This is a genomic window from Sphingopyxis sp. (genome assembly GCF_019459305.1).
In the GTDB taxonomy this organism is placed as follows: domain Bacteria; phylum Pseudomonadota; class Alphaproteobacteria; order Sphingomonadales; family Sphingomonadaceae; genus Sphingopyxis.
On the sequence record NZ_JAIBES010000139.1, the window covers coordinates 41837 to 55970 of the forward strand.

A 14134-nucleotide genomic window follows, 5' to 3' on the forward strand; every position below is an offset into this window, starting at 1 on the left:
AACGCCAATAAAATGTTGCAATGTGCGCGCGCCGTGCCGCAGCGGCACGGGCAGGGCGGTGGGGATTGACCCAGAAAGGCCAACGAGCGGCCGTTAGTGACCTGTTGATGCCGTTCGGGTAACGCCGCGCCATGACCGACGTGGGATTTCCAACCTACCGCCGCAGCGCGCGCACCGATTGGCGCATGTGGTTGCTGCTGGTTTTTGGGCTGGTGTTTCTGCGGGTCGGATCGGTCGTCGATCCGGCCGACAATTGCAGCGAGGACGGCCGCGAATGCGCGCCGTGGCTGGTGCCGCTGGCGCAGGGTCTCGGGGCGCTGGTCGCGCTGGGCGCGGGACTCAACATGCTTGCCAATCCGAACCGCGGCAGCTTCATCGATCCGGCTACGGGCGAGCTGGTGTGGTGGCAAGGGCGCATCGGACGCAGCGGCGGCGACGAAGGGCGCATCCATCCCTCACAAATCTGCAAAGTGCGCATCGTGCGGCAGGAGGATAGCGATGACGAAGTGCATCTTTACGATCTTGCTGGCGAGCGGTTGTTCTGGCTCGATCAGGAAGTGATTCCGTGGCCCTATGAGCGCTGGGCCGGACGGCTGAAGGCGCGCTGGCCGCATATCGTCGTCGAAAGTGTCTACTAACCGATCTTGGGCGTCTCGGAATGCGGGGGGGCGGCGAAATATTGGCGCATGCCGCGCTTGGCGCGATACGCATCGATGCGCTGCGCATAATGGCCGGGCAGGTCGAAGCTGGCATGGCGGGCACTGGCGCCGCGGCCGCGCGGCTCGTTCGATGCCATCAAGGCCATCTGGTGATGGTAGAAAAGCTCGTTCATATCCATCGGGCAGTCCCTTGGCGCTGGAGCGAGCTGGATGCCGAATGATCGGCGAATGGTCCGGCACGGCGCCCCAGGGACGCCGTGCCGGAGTTCATTCATGCAGGCTGAAGATTGACAGCCGAGGTCTTGCCGCGCTGGTCGGTTTCCAGCTCGTAAGAAACGCGCTGTTCCTTGTTCAGCGTCGACATGCCGGCGCGCTCGACGGCAGTGATGTGGACGAAGCTGTCGCCCGAACCATCTTCATTGGCAATGAAACCATAGCCTTTGTCGCTGTTGAAGAATTTTACGGTGCCGATGGGCATAAGATGTTTCCTTTCACGAAAACAGATAATCAACCGGCAAAAGCGCCGGAGGAGCTGGTAGCGCGTGAAGGGAAGTCTCAGCCGTAGGCATCAAATTTCCGTCGCAGGCGACGTTAGCAATGGTAGATTGCAACAAATTTGGCAAAAAGTCAAGCTTTTGCGCAATTCATCCGACGGCGGGTGCGTCGGCTGTCGGGGCGAGAGCGACTTTAGGTGAGGCGCGGGAACCTCGATGCGAACGCACTGTGTCGGCTCGACGAGGTAAGGATTCCGTGACCCAATGAGCGCCGGACTATTGCTGGTCGTCTCCGACGGGAGATTGTGGTGCGCGCACGACGGGCGTCTGGCGGGGAGGGTGGATCTTGGCCGCGTCCTTTTCTCCGCAATCATTTTCGAGTTGCCCGTCGACCGGTTCGGCCATGATGTGAGCCCGGGTGGCTTCAAGTGCATCGGCAGGAATGGCCTTGCCGACGTCCTCTGCGGCCGTGCAGCGAAAGGTATAGACCACGCGCGCGCATCTGCGGCCCGACCCGCGCCGCGTTTCGAACCATTGAATGTCGCGGCGAACGGCGTAACGAAATCCCGTGCACAGCGACCCGGCCGCGGATTGCATACGCGCAAACTCCCAGCTTGAATCGCGCATCTGGGCCAGCGTGAAATAGCCGATGCTGGCAACATAGCCATTTGATCGGTCATCGCATGCCAATCGGCGGCCAGGTTGTAGGGCGGAGCAGGGAGCGGCGTGCAGGATGTGGCGAGCCACGTCGTGGCGCAGGTGCAGACGAGCGGGATAAGCCTATTCTGGCGCATGCCGGTTTCTGGGCGCTAATGGGTTAACAAAGCAGATGTGCGCCCACATCGTCCGTCGATCGGCATTCCCCCTTGCCGACTCACCCGGTGCGGCCTATATGCGGCCTACTTCTTGACATGGTTAGCCAGTTGGGACGTCGGGGCCGCGGGCCGCGGCGGCTATACCCACATGCTTGCCGGTCATCCGATTTGAAAGACTCACTTGGCCGATCTTGACGTCCTCAATGCGATCATCGCGCCCGAAGCCGAGGCGATGGGCCTGTCGCTCGTGCGCGTCGCCTTTTTTGGTGGTGAGAGCGATCCGACCTTGCAGGTGATGGCCGAACGCCCCGAAACGCGCCAGCTGTCGATCGACGATTGCGCCGACCTGTCGCGCCGCATTTCGGTACAGCTCGACGCGCTGGAGGAAGCGGGCAAGGATCCGATCGAGCAGGCGTATCGACTGGAAGTATCGTCGCCGGGGATCGACCGGCCGCTGACCCGCCGCAGCGACTTCGCCGATTGGGCGGGGCATGAAGCGAAGGTCGCGCTCAAGGAAAAACTCAACGGCCGCCAGCGCTTTAACGGCCTCTTGGTCGGGATCGACGGCGATGTCGTCACGATTTTGGACAAGGAAGAGGCCCTGCATAAGCTGCCGTTCGACGCGATCGATACGGCGAAGCTGGTGCTCACCGACAAACTCATTGCTGCAACCGTCCCGCTTTCAGCCGAAGGCGCCGACGAACTGGAAGAAGAAGGACAGGACTGATGGCCACTGCCATTTCTGCCAACCGCGCCGAACTGCTGGCGATTGCCAACAGCGTCGCCAGCGAGAAGATGATCGACAAGACGATCGTCATCGAGGCGATCGAAGAAGCGATCCAGCGTGCGGCGCGCGCCCGTTACGGCGCCGAGAATGACATTCGCGCCAAGCTGGACGTCCAGACCGGCGACCTGCGTCTGTGGCGCGTCGTCGAGGTCGTCGAGACCGTCGAGGATTATTTCAAGCAGGTCGATCTGGCCGCGGGCCAGAAATTGCAGAAAGACGCCCAGCTGGGCGACTTCATCGTCGATCCGCTGCCCGCCGTGGATCTGGGCCGCATCGACGCGCAGTCGGCGAAGCAGGTGATTTTCCAGAAAGTCCGCGAAGCCGACCGGGCGCGTCAGTTTGAAGAATTCAAGGACCGCTCGGGCGAGCTGATCACCGGTGTCGTCAAGTCGGTCGAATTCGGCCACATCGTCGTCAACCTCGGCCGCGCCGAGGGCGTCATCCGCCGCGACCAGCAGATCCCGCGCGAACTGATGCGTGTCGGCGACCGCGTCCGCGCGCTGATCCTGTCGGTGCGCAGCGAAACGCGCGGGCCGCAGATTTTCCTTTCGCGCGCCCACCCCGACTTCATGAAGAAGCTGTTCGCGCAGGAAGTCCCCGAGATTTACGACGGCATCATCGAGATCAAGGCGGCTGCCCGCGACCCGGGTTCGCGCGCCAAGATCGGTGTCATCAGCTATGACGGCAGCATCGACCCCGTCGGCGCCTGCGTCGGCATGAAGGGCAGCCGCGTACAGGCGGTTGTGCAGGAAATGCAGGGCGAAAAGATCGACATCATCCCCTGGTCCGAAGACACCGCGACCTTCGTGGTCAACGCGCTCCAGCCGGCAACGGTCCAGCGCGTCGTCATCGACGAAGATGACAGCCGCATCGAAGTCGTCGTTCCCGACGACCAGCTGTCGCTCGCCATCGGTCGCCGCGGCCAGAATGTCCGTCTCGCCAGCCAGCTGACCGGCAGCCAGATCGACATCATGACCGAGGCTGACGCGAGCGAAAAGCGCCAGCGCGAATTCGTTGAGCGCTCGACGATGTTCCAGGAAGAGCTGGACGTCGACGAAACGCTGGCACAGCTGCTGGTCGCTGAAGGCTTCACCGAACTCGAAGAAGTCGCCTATGTCGGCATCGAGGAACTCGCCGGGATCGAAGGATTCGACGAGGAACTGGCGCAGGAACTGCAAAGCCGCGCGCTCGAGGGGCTGGAGCGGCGCGAAGAAGCATCGCGCGCCGAACGCCGCGAACTGGGCGTCGAAGACGATCTGGCTGCGATCCCGCACCTGACCGAAGCGATGCTGGTCGTGCTGGGCAAGGCGGGCATCAAGACGCTCGACGACCTCGCCGATCTGGCGACCGACGAGTTGATCGCCAAGAAGCGCACCGACAACCGCCGCGGCCCGCCGCGCAGCGAGCGCGCCGAGGACAAGGGCGGCGTGCTGGGCGAATATGGCCTGAGCGAAGAGCAGGGCAACGAGATCATCATGGCGGCGCGCGCCCACTGGTTCGAGGACGAACCGGCGGAAGACGCACCGCAAGCCGGGGAGGCCGCTGATGCGGACCCCGCACAATGATCAGCTAAGCGAACCAGACCGCGCTGGTCGGCGCGGCCAGCATGTGCCTGAACGGCGCTGCGTCATCACCGGCGAGGTTTCGCCGGCCGAAAGGCTTGTGCGCCTGGCGCTCAGCCCTGACGGCGATATCGCGCCCGACGTGCTCGGCAAAGCGCCGGGCCGCGGAGCGTGGATCGGCGTCGACCGCGCGACGCTTGAAGCGGCCCAAACGAAGGGCAAGCTGAAGAGCGGACTTGCGCGGGCGTTGCAGGACGGCAATTTTACCATCCCCGACGATCTGGGCGCGCGCATCGAAGCGCAGTTGGCGCGGGCGACGCTCGACCGGCTGGGGCTGGAATCGCGATCGGGCACCTTGCTCAGCGGCAATGAAAAGATCGAAACCGCGGCGCGCAAGGGTCAGGTTCGCTTGCTCCTTCACGCCAGCGATGCGGGCGAGGACGGGCGCAAGAAACTGGCGCAGGCGTGGCGCGTCGGCGAAGATGCCGAAGGGTCGGGGCGCGAGGGACTGGTCTTGCCGGTGGACCGCAGCACCCTATCTATGGCATTGGGCCGCGAGAATGCGGTGCATCTGGCGTTGACCGACGCCCGGGCCGCGGCGCGGGTGCTGGCGCATTTGAGCCGCTGGCAGTTTTTTACAGGATGGAGTAGGGACGCGGCCAACCGCGATTCCGACCCGCACGCCCCGCCGCTTGCTGGCGAGGACAAAATTGGGGCGGCGCCGACAGGCTCCGCCGCTTCGGACGCGTTTTGAAGGAATGATGAGTTTCGATGAGTGACGAACAGGACAAACCGACCCTGACCCGCAAGCCTTTGGGGCTGAAGCGGACGGTCGAGGCCGGACAGGTGCAGCAGCAATTCAGCCATGGTCGCCGCAATACTGTGGTGGTCGAGGTGAAGCGTCGCCGCGTGCTCGGTCGTCCCGGCGATCCTGCGCCCGAACCGGTGGTGGAAGAGGTCGAGGCCGCTCCGGCGCCCGCGCCCGTTGCTGCTCCTCCGCCCGCGCCGAAACCCGCCGCGCCGCGCGTGAGCGAGAATGACAGCCTGATGTCGCGCCAGGAGCGCCAGGCGCAATTGCTGCGCGAGGCCGAAGAGGCGCGCATGTCGTCGCTCGAGGACAATCGCCGCCGCGAAGAGGCTGCACGCGCCCGCGCTGCCGAAGAAGAAAAGCAGCGTGCCGAACAGGCGGCCGCCAAGCCCGCCGAGCCGACGCCCGCACCGACGCCTGCCGCCGCTGGCGAGCCGGTTGCCGAGGCGCCCGCAGCCGAGGCGCCGCAGCCCGCGGCCGCCTCGCGCGCGCCGACCAGCGCCGCCCCGGCGCCGCGCCGCTTTACCCCGGTCGAGGCGCCCAAGCGCCCCGAGCCGAAGCGTCCCGAGCCCAAGCCGAGCCGCGGTGGCGATACGCGTCGCCAGTCGGGCAAGCTGACCGTCACGCGGGCGCTCAACGAAGATGAAGGCGCCCGCGCCCGCAGCCTGGCGGCGCTGAAGCGCGCCCGCGAAAAGGAAAAGCGTTCGCACACCGCATCGTCGGGACCGCGCGAAAAGCAGGTCCGCGAAGTCGTGGTGCCCGAAAGCATCACGGTCGCCGAACTCGCGAACCGCATGGCCGAAAAGACCGGCGACCTGGTCAAGGCGCTGTTCAGGATGGGCAGCCCGTCGGCGAGCACGGATACGATCGATCAGGACATCGCCGAACTGCTGGTCACCGAATTCGGGCATGAGATCATTCGCGTCAGCGAAGGCGATGTCGATATTCGTCACGACGAAGATATCGATGACGCCGAACATCTGAAGCCGCGCGCGCCGGTGGTCACGATCATGGGCCATGTCGATCACGGCAAGACCAGCCTGCTCGACGCGCTGCGCGGCGCCAATGTCGTCGCGGGCGAGGCCGGCGGCATCACCCAGCATATCGGCGCCTATCAGGTGAAGACCCCCGACGGGTCGCTGGTCACCTTCCTCGATACGCCAGGCCACGAAGCCTTTACCGAGATGCGTCAGCGCGGCGCCAATGTCACCGACATCGTCATCTTGGTGGTCGCGGCCGACGACGGGTTGAAGCCGCAGTCGATCGAGGCGATTGCCCACGCCAAGGCGGCGGGCGTGCCGATTATCGTGGCGATCAACAAGATCGACAAGGAAGGCGCCAACGCCCAGCGCGTCCGCGAACGCCTGCTCGAACATGAGCTGGTGGTCGAGGAAATGGGCGGCGATGTGCAGAATGTCGAAGTGTCGGCGCTGAAGAAGACCGGGCTCGACAAGTTGCTCGACGCGATCGCAGTGCAGGCCGAAATCATGGAGCTGAAAGCCAACCCCGATCGCGCCGCCGAAGGCACGGTGGTCGAGGCGAAGCTGGACAAGGGCCGCGGCCCGGTGGCGACGATCCTCGTTCGCCGCGGGACGCTCAAGGTTGGCGACATCTTTGTCTGCGGCGCCGAAAGCGGCCGCGTTCGCGCGCTGATCGACGATCAGGGCAAGCAGATCAAGTCGGCGACCCCGTCGATGCCGGTCGAAGTCCTCGGTCTGGGCGGTGTCCCGATGGCGGGCGATACGCTCACCGTCGTCGAAAATGAAGCGCGCGCCCGCGAAGTCGCGACCTATCGTCAGGAACAGGCGACGCGCAAGCGCACCGTGCAGGCGCCGGTCAGCCTAGAAGGGATGTTCGAGGCGCTGGCCGACAAGACCAACGTCATCCAGTTCCCGGTGATCATCAAGGGCGATGTGCAGGGGTCGGTCGAAGCGATCGTCAACGCCTTGAACAAGCTGTCGACCGACGAGATCCGCGTCCGCGTGCTCCAGTCGGGCGCTGGGGCGATCACCGAAAGCGATGTGACGCTGGCGGCGGCAACCAAGGCGCCGATCATCGGCTTTAACGTCCGTCCGAATCCGAAGGCGCGCGATATCGCGAAGCGCGAAAATGTGCGCTTCATGTACCATGACGTGATCTACCACCTGACCGACGAAATCCGGAAGGAAATGGCGGGCGAGCTGGGTCCGGAGCGGATCGAAACCGTCGTCGGGCGTGCCGAGGTCAAGGACGTATTCCCGGCCGGCAAGCGCGACAAGGCCGCGGGTCTGCTCGTGCTCGAAGGCATCATCCGCAAGGGGCTGCATGCACGCCTTACCCGCGACGATGTCATCGTGTCGGCAACGACCATCGCGTCGCTGCGCCGCTTCAAGGACGACGTCGCCGAAGTGCGCGCCGGGTTGGAATGCGGTGTCGTGTTGTCGGATACCAACGACATCAAGGCGGGCGACAATCTGGAAGTCTTCGAAGTCGAAATGCGCGAGCGGACGCTGTAACAGGCGTCCGCCCTGCGCGGATCAGGAGGCGTCGGCATGGCTCGCTATGTGGCCTTATTCGGCAGCATCAATGTCGGCGGCAACCGACTGACGATGGCCGATCTGCGCGCGGCGTTCGAGGCCGAGGGGTTCGCCGATGTCGAGACGGTGGTGGCTAGCGGCAATGTCATTTTCTCGCACCCGGCGCGGCCGACGCGCGGGCTGGAGGAAAAGCTGACGTTGATGGTCGATGACCGGTTTGACATGCAGTGCGCGGCGCTTGTGCGCGATCGTGACGAGCTTGCCGCGGCGATTGCCGACAATCCGTTTGCGGGAGCCAATGAGGACAAATTCGTCCATACGATGTTCCTCGACGGGCAGCCAACGCAGGCGCAGTTTGATGCGCTGGCGGCCGACAAATGGATCAAGCCGAACGAGCGCCTCGCGCTCGGCGACCGCGCGCTCTATATCGATTATGGCGACGGCGTGGCCGAGAGCAAATTGACCGCGCGCCTGATCGAGCGGCAGCTGGAGCATAAGGGTACGGCGCGCAACATGCGCTCGATCGCGCGGATTGTCGCGAAGCTGGATGAATTGGAGAAGGGCGCGGCATGAAAGCGGCAGACACCAAAGGCCCCACGGTTCGCGCGCTGCGCGTCGGCGAACAGGTGCGCCATATCCTGTCCGAAATCCTCGCGCGCGGCGACGTGCATGACGATCAGCTGACCAAGCACCCGGTGAGCGTCACCGAGGTTCGCATGTCGTCGGACCTGCGCCATGCGACGGTGTTCGTAAAGTCGCTGCTCGGCAAGGAAGAAGAAGCGGTGCTGAAGGCGCTGCGCACCAACACTGCCTGGCTGCAAAAGAGCGTCGCCGAACGGATGGCGATGAAATATGCCGCGAAGCTGAAATTCCTGTCGGATGAGAGCTTTGACGAGGCGAGCCATATCGAAAAACTGCTGCGCGATCCCAAGGTCGTGCGCGACCTGGCGGGCGGCGAGAGCGAGTAGAGCGCCCAGTTTCAGAAATGATTGTGTAACCAAATAGGATATTTCGCCTAAAATCTTCGCGCCGATCTGGAACACTTGTCACATCATGAAGAATTGTGAGACGGGCCGGAAGAGCCTTCCGTTTGGCGGAAGGCTGTTCCGGCCCGACTGGCGTTTGGGGAGGGCGGTCCATGGCGCAGATCGGCAAGTCAGCGACACGGGATGCGTGCAGCGTGCGTCCGGGGGCCGCGCCGATGACCCTGTTTCTGGAATCGCTGGCGGAGTCTTCGAACGTCGCCGCATCGGCGCGCTCGGCGGGGGTGGCGGGCAATGCGATGTATGGGGAACGGCTGCCCAATGCCGGATTCACGGCGCGCCGGCACTAGGCGCTGTGCGGAGGGTTCGCGCGGCTGACCATGGCAACCTGCCGATCGGGGAGGGGCAGGAGGCGTGGCGGATCACCTTGTCAACGCCGGGTCCCGGCTTTGCGCCTTGGGTTCGCACCAGCCCGGATTTGCATATCGCGGCCGCTGTTCTGGCGGCGCTGCCGCCTGATACGATGATCGCGATACGCCAGGTCGGCGACTTTGGACTGTCACTGCCCTTGTCCTTGTCCTTGTCCATGACATTAGAGGCTGAAACCATGAGTGAAATGCCGACGACCCTGCGCTTTGCATTGCCTATGTTGGCCGTGGCGCAGGCACAAAAGGCGGTCACTTACAAGGAGGCGCTGACGCTGATTGATGCGCTGGACCATGCCAAGGTCGAAGGCGGGCCGCTAAACGATCGGCCCGCGGAACCTGACGCGGGGTGATGCTGGCTGGTTGGCGAGGTCCCGACGGGCGATTAGTCTGGGCAGGGGAATTCGATCGTGATCTGGACGGCCGGCGACTGGCGATTTGTCGCGCCACAAGTCGGGATGGTGGTCGTGCGGCTGGCCGATGGGGCGCGGCTCCGATTCGACGACGGCGAATGGGTCGCACCGGTAACCATCGTCGGCCCATCTGGTAGCTCGACAATCGATGCCGAAGCGCGTAGCGCGCTAGCTGCGTTGATCCAGCACCTGCAGGCGCAGGGTCTTCTGATTTCAGGCTGAATTTCCTCTCGTTGGTTTTAAAAGTGCGACTTTTTGGCAACAGATTAGCGATTTGTTCACTTGCACGGAACCAAAGCGGCGAGTAGGACGTCTGCCGAGACGTATATCTCAATTTGAAAGGGGAATTACTATGAGGAAGCTTGCCTTAGCTGTGGCGTTAGCCTCCACTGCCCTGGCGTCGCCCGCTCTGGCCCGCGATGGCTCGTGGTACGTTGGCGTCGGCGGCGGTGTGATGATCGTCGAAGATCTGGATCTCGACATCGGGACCTTTAACAATGCCGCATCGCTGGACCATCGCACCGGTTATGATTTCGAAGGTACGGTTGGTTATGACTTCGGCGGTTTCCGCGCAGAAGTCGAAGTCGGTTATCGCGAAGCCGACATCAAGTCGGGTCGCTTCGGCGTTCCGGGCATTCCGGCGACTGCGTCAGGAACCGGTGCGCTCTACACCGGCGGCACGGCGCTTAACGGCGATACGAATGCGCTGAGCTTCATGGTCAACGGCATGCTCGACTTCGGCGACGACGACGGCCTGCAGGGCTTTGTCGGCGGTGGTGCCGGTGTTGCCCGCGTGTCGGTCGAACCCGTCTTCGCTGGTGCGTTCCTCGACGATTCGGACACGGGCTTCGCCTGGCAGGCGATTGCCGGCGTTCGCGCGCCGCTCAGCAGCAACTGGGATGCCGGTCTGAAGTATCGTTTCTTCAACGTCGACAATATCGATCTGGTTGATCAGGTCGGCCGTGACGTTTCGACGCGCTTCCGCTCGCACTCGATCCTGGGTACGCTGACGTACAACTTCGGTGGTGCACCGGAGCCGGTTGTGGCGCCGCCGCCCCCGCCGCCCCCGCCGCCCCCGCCGCCCCCGCCGCCCCCGCCGCCGCCGCCTCCGGTGGTGTGTGAGCCCGGACCGTACATCGTGTACTTCGACTGGGATCAGTCGAACATCACGCCGGAAGCGGCTTCGACGCTCGACAACGCAATCAGCGCTTACAACCGTGGTTGCACGGGTACGCAGGTCATGCTGGCCGGTCACGCCGACCGTTCGGGTGCGGCCACGTACAACGTCGGCCTGTCGAACCGTCGTAACGACGCAGTTCGCAGCTATCTGACCGCTCGCGGTATCTCGGATAGCTCGATCGGCGCTGAAGGTTTCGGCGAAAGCCGTCCGGCCGTTGCTACCGCCGATGGCGTCCGCAACGACCAGAACCGTCGCGTGGAAATCACTTACGGTCCGAACTCGGGCATGTAAGACCGGTTTCCGCTCCCGATCGGGACTGGAAGAAACAAGTGAGGGCGGTACCGCAAGGTGCCGCCCTTTCTTCTTGGGACGTGTCGATCCCGGCCTTACCCGCGCAAGACGCAGACGAGTTTGAACGCGCGAGTTTTGCTTGCCAGACCAGGAGAATGTTATATTATCACATAACGATTGTGCGGTCGGCTGATCGAGGCAGGGCGCAAGGTCGCCACATGCGCCGCTGATTGCCAGTCAGGAAAGACAGCATTGGCTGTGCCCTATGGGGAGAGAGACTATGCGCCGACGCCGCAGCATTTTTCGCACCGATCCCAATGCCAGTCCGTTGATCAACACGACGCCGCTGATCGATGTCATGCTGGTGATGCTGGTAATGTTCATCATCACCATTCCGCCGCCGACGCATAGTGTCGATGTGACTTTGCCGGGCGTTGACGCTGGCCCCGCCGAGGTGCGCGAGGAGAACCGCATCACCATCGACACTGCAGACGTGATCCGCTGGAATGGCGAGGCGATCGACCTTGCGCAGCTTGGCGAACTGGTGAAGGTGGCATCAGGGCAGCGCGATCCTGCGACGCTGAAGTTCGAGCCCGAAGCCCGGGCGCGGTACCTGCGCGTCGATCAGGCCATCGGTGAAATCCGGCGCAACGGGGGCTCAGCCATCGCTTTTCCAGGCATCGAGCGATATGCCGCGACCATCTGATCGCTAGCTGTTCCCAGCCCCGTTCAAGCAGACGGCGGCGTACCGGGGCGGAGATATGCCATCATATAGCCAACATAGTCGACTTTGCCGAGCGGGATGCCCATGTGGCGCAGGATCGAATAGGCCGCGACAAGATGGAAGTAAAATTGCGGCTGCGCCCAGTCGCGGACGTAGGCGCGCGCGGTCATGTCGAAGACCATGCCGTTGGGCAGATCGAAGCTGACAGCCCGGTCCGGGTCGGCGTCGAGCGTGGCTGCGTCGACGGTGTCGAGCCATGTCAGCGTCGCAGCAATTTGGGCCTGAAGGCCTGCGAAGTCGGTCGCGTCGTCGGTCAGCGTGGGCGCGCCGATTGCGCCGAGACGCGTCGGCGGCTGGATGGCCTGGAGGCAGCTGAAGCGAACCTGCGAGGCGAGGGGAAACATATCGGGCGCGAGCCGCGCGACGATCAGCTGCATTTCGCCGACGCCGTTCTCCGCGCCCGTCGCGAGCGCCTTGTCGAGCTGCGCGGACAGTGCGCCCAGGCCGTTCTTATAGGCCGGAACGATCATATCATAGAGCATCGTCATATCCTTTGCGGGTGGGCGATCAGGCGGGGGCGAGATTGTCCTGGAACTGCAGGCGGGCGAGGCGGGCATAGAGACCATCGGCGGCGACGAGCGCGTCGTGCTTGCCTTCCTCGACGATGCGGCCGTTATCCATGACGATGATGCGGTCGGCGGCACGCACGGTCGCGAGCCGATGCGCGATGACGATCGTCGTGCGGTCGTGCATCAAGGTTTCGAGCGCGTCCTGCACCAGCTTTTCGGATTCGGCGTCGAGCGCCGACGTCGCTTCGTCGAGCAGCAATAGCGGCGAACGGCGGAGCAGCGCGCGGGCGATGGCGACGCGCTGGCGCTGGCCGCCCGACAGTCGGGCACCGCCTTCGCCCATGAAGGTGTCGAGGCCGTCGGGCAGCTTGCGGAGGAATTCCTCTGCATTGGCGGCACGCGCGGCGTCCCACAATTGCTCGTCGCTGGCGTCCCAATTTCCATACCGCAGATTGTCGCGCGCCGAGGCGGCGAAGATCACCGTTTCCTGAGGTACCATGGCGATGCGGGTGCGGATGTCGGCGGGGTCGGCGTCAACGAGCGGGACGCCGTCGAGCAGGATCTGCCCCGCCTGTGGATCGTAAAATCGCTCGGCAAGCTGGAACAGCGTCGATTTGCCGGCGCCCGAGGGGCCGACGATTGCAACGGTTTCGCGCGGCTGGATCGCGAGGCTGAAATTGTGGAGTGCCGGAGCGTCGGGGCGCGTCGGATAATGGAACTCGACGTTCGCGAATTCGAGCGTACCGCGTGGCGGTTCGGGGAAGGCGCGCGGCTGCGCGGGTGGGGCGATGCTCGCTTCGGCATTGAGCAGTTCGCTGAGCCGCTCGGCGGCGCCTGCGGCGCGTAGCAGGTCGCCATAGACTTCGGTCAGCGCGCCGAACGCGCCCGCGACGAGTCCGCCGGTGAGGACGAAGGCAGCAATGGTGCCGCCGGAGATCGTTCCCGCGGCAACCCCCTCGGCCCCATACCAGAGCAGAGTGGTGATCGCGCCGAATAGCAGCCCAATGACGATCGCAGTCATGATCGCGCGCAGGCGGATGCGGCGTTTGGCGGTCGCAAAGGTCGCTTCGACCGCGCTCGAGAAGCGCGCCGCTTCACGCTCTTCCTGACCGAATGCCTGGACGATCTTCATGGCGCCCAATTGTTCCGACGTCGTCGCGCCGATGTCGGCGACGCGATCCTGGCTCGTCCGCGAGACATTTTGCAGGCGGCGACCGAGCAGGACGATCGGCATGATGATCACCGGGATGCCGAGCAGGATGCCGCCAGTGAGCTTAGGCGACAGGGTGAAGAGGTAGGCAATGCCGCCGATTCCCATGACCATGTTGCGCAGCGCCACCGATACCGTCGTGCCGACGACCTGTTCGATGATCGTCGTGTCCGACGTCATTCGTGAGGCGATCTCGGACGGTCGGTTTTCCTCGAAAAAACCCGGTGCGAGGCGGAGCAGGTTGCGCTGTACCGCCTGGCGGATGTCAGCGACGGTGCGCTCGCCCAGCCAACTGACGAAATAGAAGCGCAGCGCGGTGGCCAGCGCCAGCGTTAGCACAATGCCATAGAATAAGCGGAAATGCGGCGCGACATCGCCGCCACCGGCGACAAAGCCGCTGTCGATCATTTCCTTGAACTGCCACGGGATTGCCAAGGTCGCGAGCGCTGCGACGCCGAGCGCGACCGCGGCGATGACCAGTTGCAGCGGGTAGCGGCTGGCATAATGCCAGATCATCCGCAGGCTGCCGAGCTTACGGCGGGGTTCGGTGGGGGCTTTCGCAGCGGAAAGGTCGGGGGTGCTGGCCATCGCAGCGGCCCTAGCAGTGGTGGCGCCCGCGCTCAACGGCGCAGAATGGCGCTGTGCTTCATGGATCATGAAGCCGGGCTGCATAGTTGGACGCATAATTTCGGACAAAG

General features: G+C 64.1%; 16 protein-coding genes and 1 pseudogene. 12 read left to right on the plus strand and 5 right to left on the minus strand.

Annotation, left to right across the window (positions count from 1 at the left end; genetic code table 11):
• Positions 1-131 precede the first annotated feature (131 nt).
• Positions 132-638, plus strand: a complete 507-nt coding sequence (locus K0M74_RS17130; RefSeq protein ID WP_293975238.1) for a hypothetical protein — start codon at positions 132-134, stop codon at positions 636-638.
• Here K0M74_RS17130 and K0M74_RS17135 read toward each other — a convergent pair.
• The 3 genes from K0M74_RS17135 to K0M74_RS17145 form a co-directional block, all read right to left on the minus strand.
• Complete coding sequence (locus K0M74_RS17135; protein ID WP_293975241.1) at positions 635-838, minus strand: hypothetical protein; 204 nt, start codon at positions 836-838, stop codon at positions 635-637. The two genes, K0M74_RS17130 and K0M74_RS17135, sit on opposite strands and share 4 nt — an antisense overlap.
• Before the next feature lie 92 nt (positions 839-930).
• On the minus strand, positions 931-1137 hold the full coding sequence (locus K0M74_RS17140; RefSeq protein ID WP_088442721.1) for a cold-shock protein: 207 nt from the start codon (positions 1135-1137) through the stop codon (positions 931-933).
• Between the two features lie 292 nt (positions 1138-1429).
• On the minus strand, positions 1430-1900 hold the full coding sequence (locus K0M74_RS17145; protein ID WP_293975244.1) for a hypothetical protein: 471 nt from the start codon (positions 1898-1900) through the stop codon (positions 1430-1432).
• 249 nt (positions 1901-2149) lie between these two features.
• Between K0M74_RS17145 and rimP the strand changes: the two genes are divergently transcribed.
• The 11 genes and pseudogenes from rimP to K0M74_RS17200 all read left to right on the plus strand — a co-directional run bounded on the left by rimP (position 2150) and on the right by K0M74_RS17200 (position 11639).
• On the plus strand, positions 2150-2695 hold the full coding sequence (rimP, locus tag K0M74_RS17150) for a ribosome maturation protein RimP (protein WP_293975247.1): 546 nt from the start codon (positions 2150-2152) through the stop codon (positions 2693-2695).
• Positions 2695-4320 (plus strand): transcription termination factor NusA, encoded by a 1626-nt coding sequence (gene nusA / locus K0M74_RS17155; RefSeq protein WP_293975250.1) that lies wholly within the window; start codon positions 2695-2697, stop codon positions 4318-4320. The genes rimP and nusA overlap by 1 nt, the downstream gene beginning before the upstream one ends.
• Positions 4301-5071 carry a DUF448 domain-containing protein gene (locus K0M74_RS17160; RefSeq protein WP_293975253.1) on the plus strand — a complete coding sequence of 257 codons (771 nt, stop codon included), beginning with the start codon at positions 4301-4303 and terminating at the stop codon, positions 5069-5071. The genes nusA and K0M74_RS17160 overlap by 20 nt, the downstream gene beginning before the upstream one ends.
• A gap of 17 nt (positions 5072-5088) precedes the next feature.
• A complete protein-coding gene (infB, locus tag K0M74_RS17165) occupies positions 5089-7620 on the plus strand; it encodes a translation initiation factor IF-2 (RefSeq protein WP_293975256.1) in 2532 nt (843 codons plus the stop codon).
• Positions 7621-7656: 36 nt separating this feature from the next.
• Positions 7657-8214, plus strand: a complete 558-nt coding sequence (locus tag K0M74_RS17170) for a DUF1697 domain-containing protein (RefSeq protein WP_293975258.1) — start codon at positions 7657-7659, stop codon at positions 8212-8214.
• The gene (gene rbfA / locus K0M74_RS17175; protein WP_293975260.1) at positions 8211-8609 is read left to right on the plus strand and encodes a 30S ribosome-binding factor RbfA; all 399 of its coding nucleotides are present in this window, start codon (positions 8211-8213) and stop codon (positions 8607-8609) included. Before K0M74_RS17170 ends, rbfA begins: the two co-directional genes overlap by 4 nt.
• 170 nt (positions 8610-8779) lie before the next feature.
• Complete coding sequence (locus K0M74_RS17180) at positions 8780-8974, plus strand: hypothetical protein (RefSeq protein ID WP_293975262.1); 195 nt, start codon at positions 8780-8782, stop codon at positions 8972-8974.
• Between the two features lie 128 nt (positions 8975-9102).
• Positions 9103-9402: a hypothetical protein gene (locus tag K0M74_RS17185; protein ID WP_293975264.1), complete on the plus strand. Its 300-nt coding sequence runs from the start codon at positions 9103-9105 to the stop codon at positions 9400-9402.
• Between the two features lie 51 nt (positions 9403-9453).
• Positions 9454-9684, plus strand: a pseudogene (locus K0M74_RS17190) (DUF2793 domain-containing protein); the annotation flags it as partial.
• 130 nt (positions 9685-9814) lie between these two features.
• On the plus strand, positions 9815-10933 hold the full coding sequence (locus K0M74_RS17195) for an OmpA family protein (RefSeq protein WP_293975267.1): 1119 nt from the start codon (positions 9815-9817) through the stop codon (positions 10931-10933).
• 280 nt (positions 10934-11213) lie between these two features.
• On the plus strand, positions 11214-11639 hold the full coding sequence (locus K0M74_RS17200) for a biopolymer transporter ExbD (protein WP_293975271.1): 426 nt from the start codon (positions 11214-11216) through the stop codon (positions 11637-11639).
• 23 nt (positions 11640-11662) lie between these two features.
• On the opposite strand, the gene K0M74_RS17205 is transcribed toward K0M74_RS17200, so the two are convergent.
• Positions 11663-12199 (minus strand): DUF1993 domain-containing protein, encoded by a 537-nt coding sequence (locus K0M74_RS17205; RefSeq protein ID WP_366932700.1) that lies wholly within the window; start codon positions 12197-12199, stop codon positions 11663-11665.
• 25 nt (positions 12200-12224) lie between these two features.
• Positions 12225-14024 carry an ABC transporter transmembrane domain-containing protein gene (locus K0M74_RS17210; RefSeq protein WP_293975277.1) on the minus strand — a complete coding sequence of 600 codons (1800 nt, stop codon included), beginning with the start codon at positions 14022-14024 and terminating at the stop codon, positions 12225-12227.
• Positions 14025-14134 lie beyond the last annotated feature (110 nt).

What these genes read in the sequence shown, in the direction of transcription:
- K0M74_RS17130 (WP_293975238.1), top strand. Translation starts at nt 132, where the DNA reads ATGACCGACGTGGGATTTCCAACCTACCGCCGCAGCGCGCGCACCGAT.
- K0M74_RS17135 (WP_293975241.1), bottom strand. Translation starts at nt 838, where the DNA reads ATGGATATGAACGAGCTTTTCTACCATCACCAGATGGCCTTGATGGCA.
- K0M74_RS17140 (WP_088442721.1), bottom strand. Translation starts at nt 1,137, where the DNA reads ATGCCCATCGGCACCGTAAAATTCTTCAACAGCGACAAAGGCTATGGT.
- nusA (WP_293975250.1), top strand. Translation starts at nt 2,695, where the DNA reads ATGGCCACTGCCATTTCTGCCAACCGCGCCGAACTGCTGGCGATTGCC.
- K0M74_RS17160 (WP_293975253.1), top strand. Translation starts at nt 4,301, where the DNA reads ATGCGGACCCCGCACAATGATCAGCTAAGCGAACCAGACCGCGCTGGT.
- infB (WP_293975256.1), top strand. Translation starts at nt 5,089, where the DNA reads ATGAGTGACGAACAGGACAAACCGACCCTGACCCGCAAGCCTTTGGGG.
- K0M74_RS17170 (WP_293975258.1), top strand. Translation starts at nt 7,657, where the DNA reads ATGGCTCGCTATGTGGCCTTATTCGGCAGCATCAATGTCGGCGGCAAC.
- rbfA (WP_293975260.1), top strand. Translation starts at nt 8,211, where the DNA reads ATGAAAGCGGCAGACACCAAAGGCCCCACGGTTCGCGCGCTGCGCGTC.
- K0M74_RS17180 (WP_293975262.1), top strand. Translation starts at nt 8,780, where the DNA reads ATGGCGCAGATCGGCAAGTCAGCGACACGGGATGCGTGCAGCGTGCGT.
- K0M74_RS17195 (WP_293975267.1), top strand. Translation starts at nt 9,815, where the DNA reads ATGAGGAAGCTTGCCTTAGCTGTGGCGTTAGCCTCCACTGCCCTGGCG.
- K0M74_RS17200 (WP_293975271.1), top strand. Translation starts at nt 11,214, where the DNA reads ATGCGCCGACGCCGCAGCATTTTTCGCACCGATCCCAATGCCAGTCCG.
- K0M74_RS17205 (WP_366932700.1), bottom strand. Translation starts at nt 12,199, where the DNA reads ATGCTCTATGATATGATCGTTCCGGCCTATAAGAACGGCCTGGGCGCA.
- K0M74_RS17210 (WP_293975277.1), bottom strand. Translation starts at nt 14,024, where the DNA reads ATGGCCAGCACCCCCGACCTTTCCGCTGCGAAAGCCCCCACCGAACCC.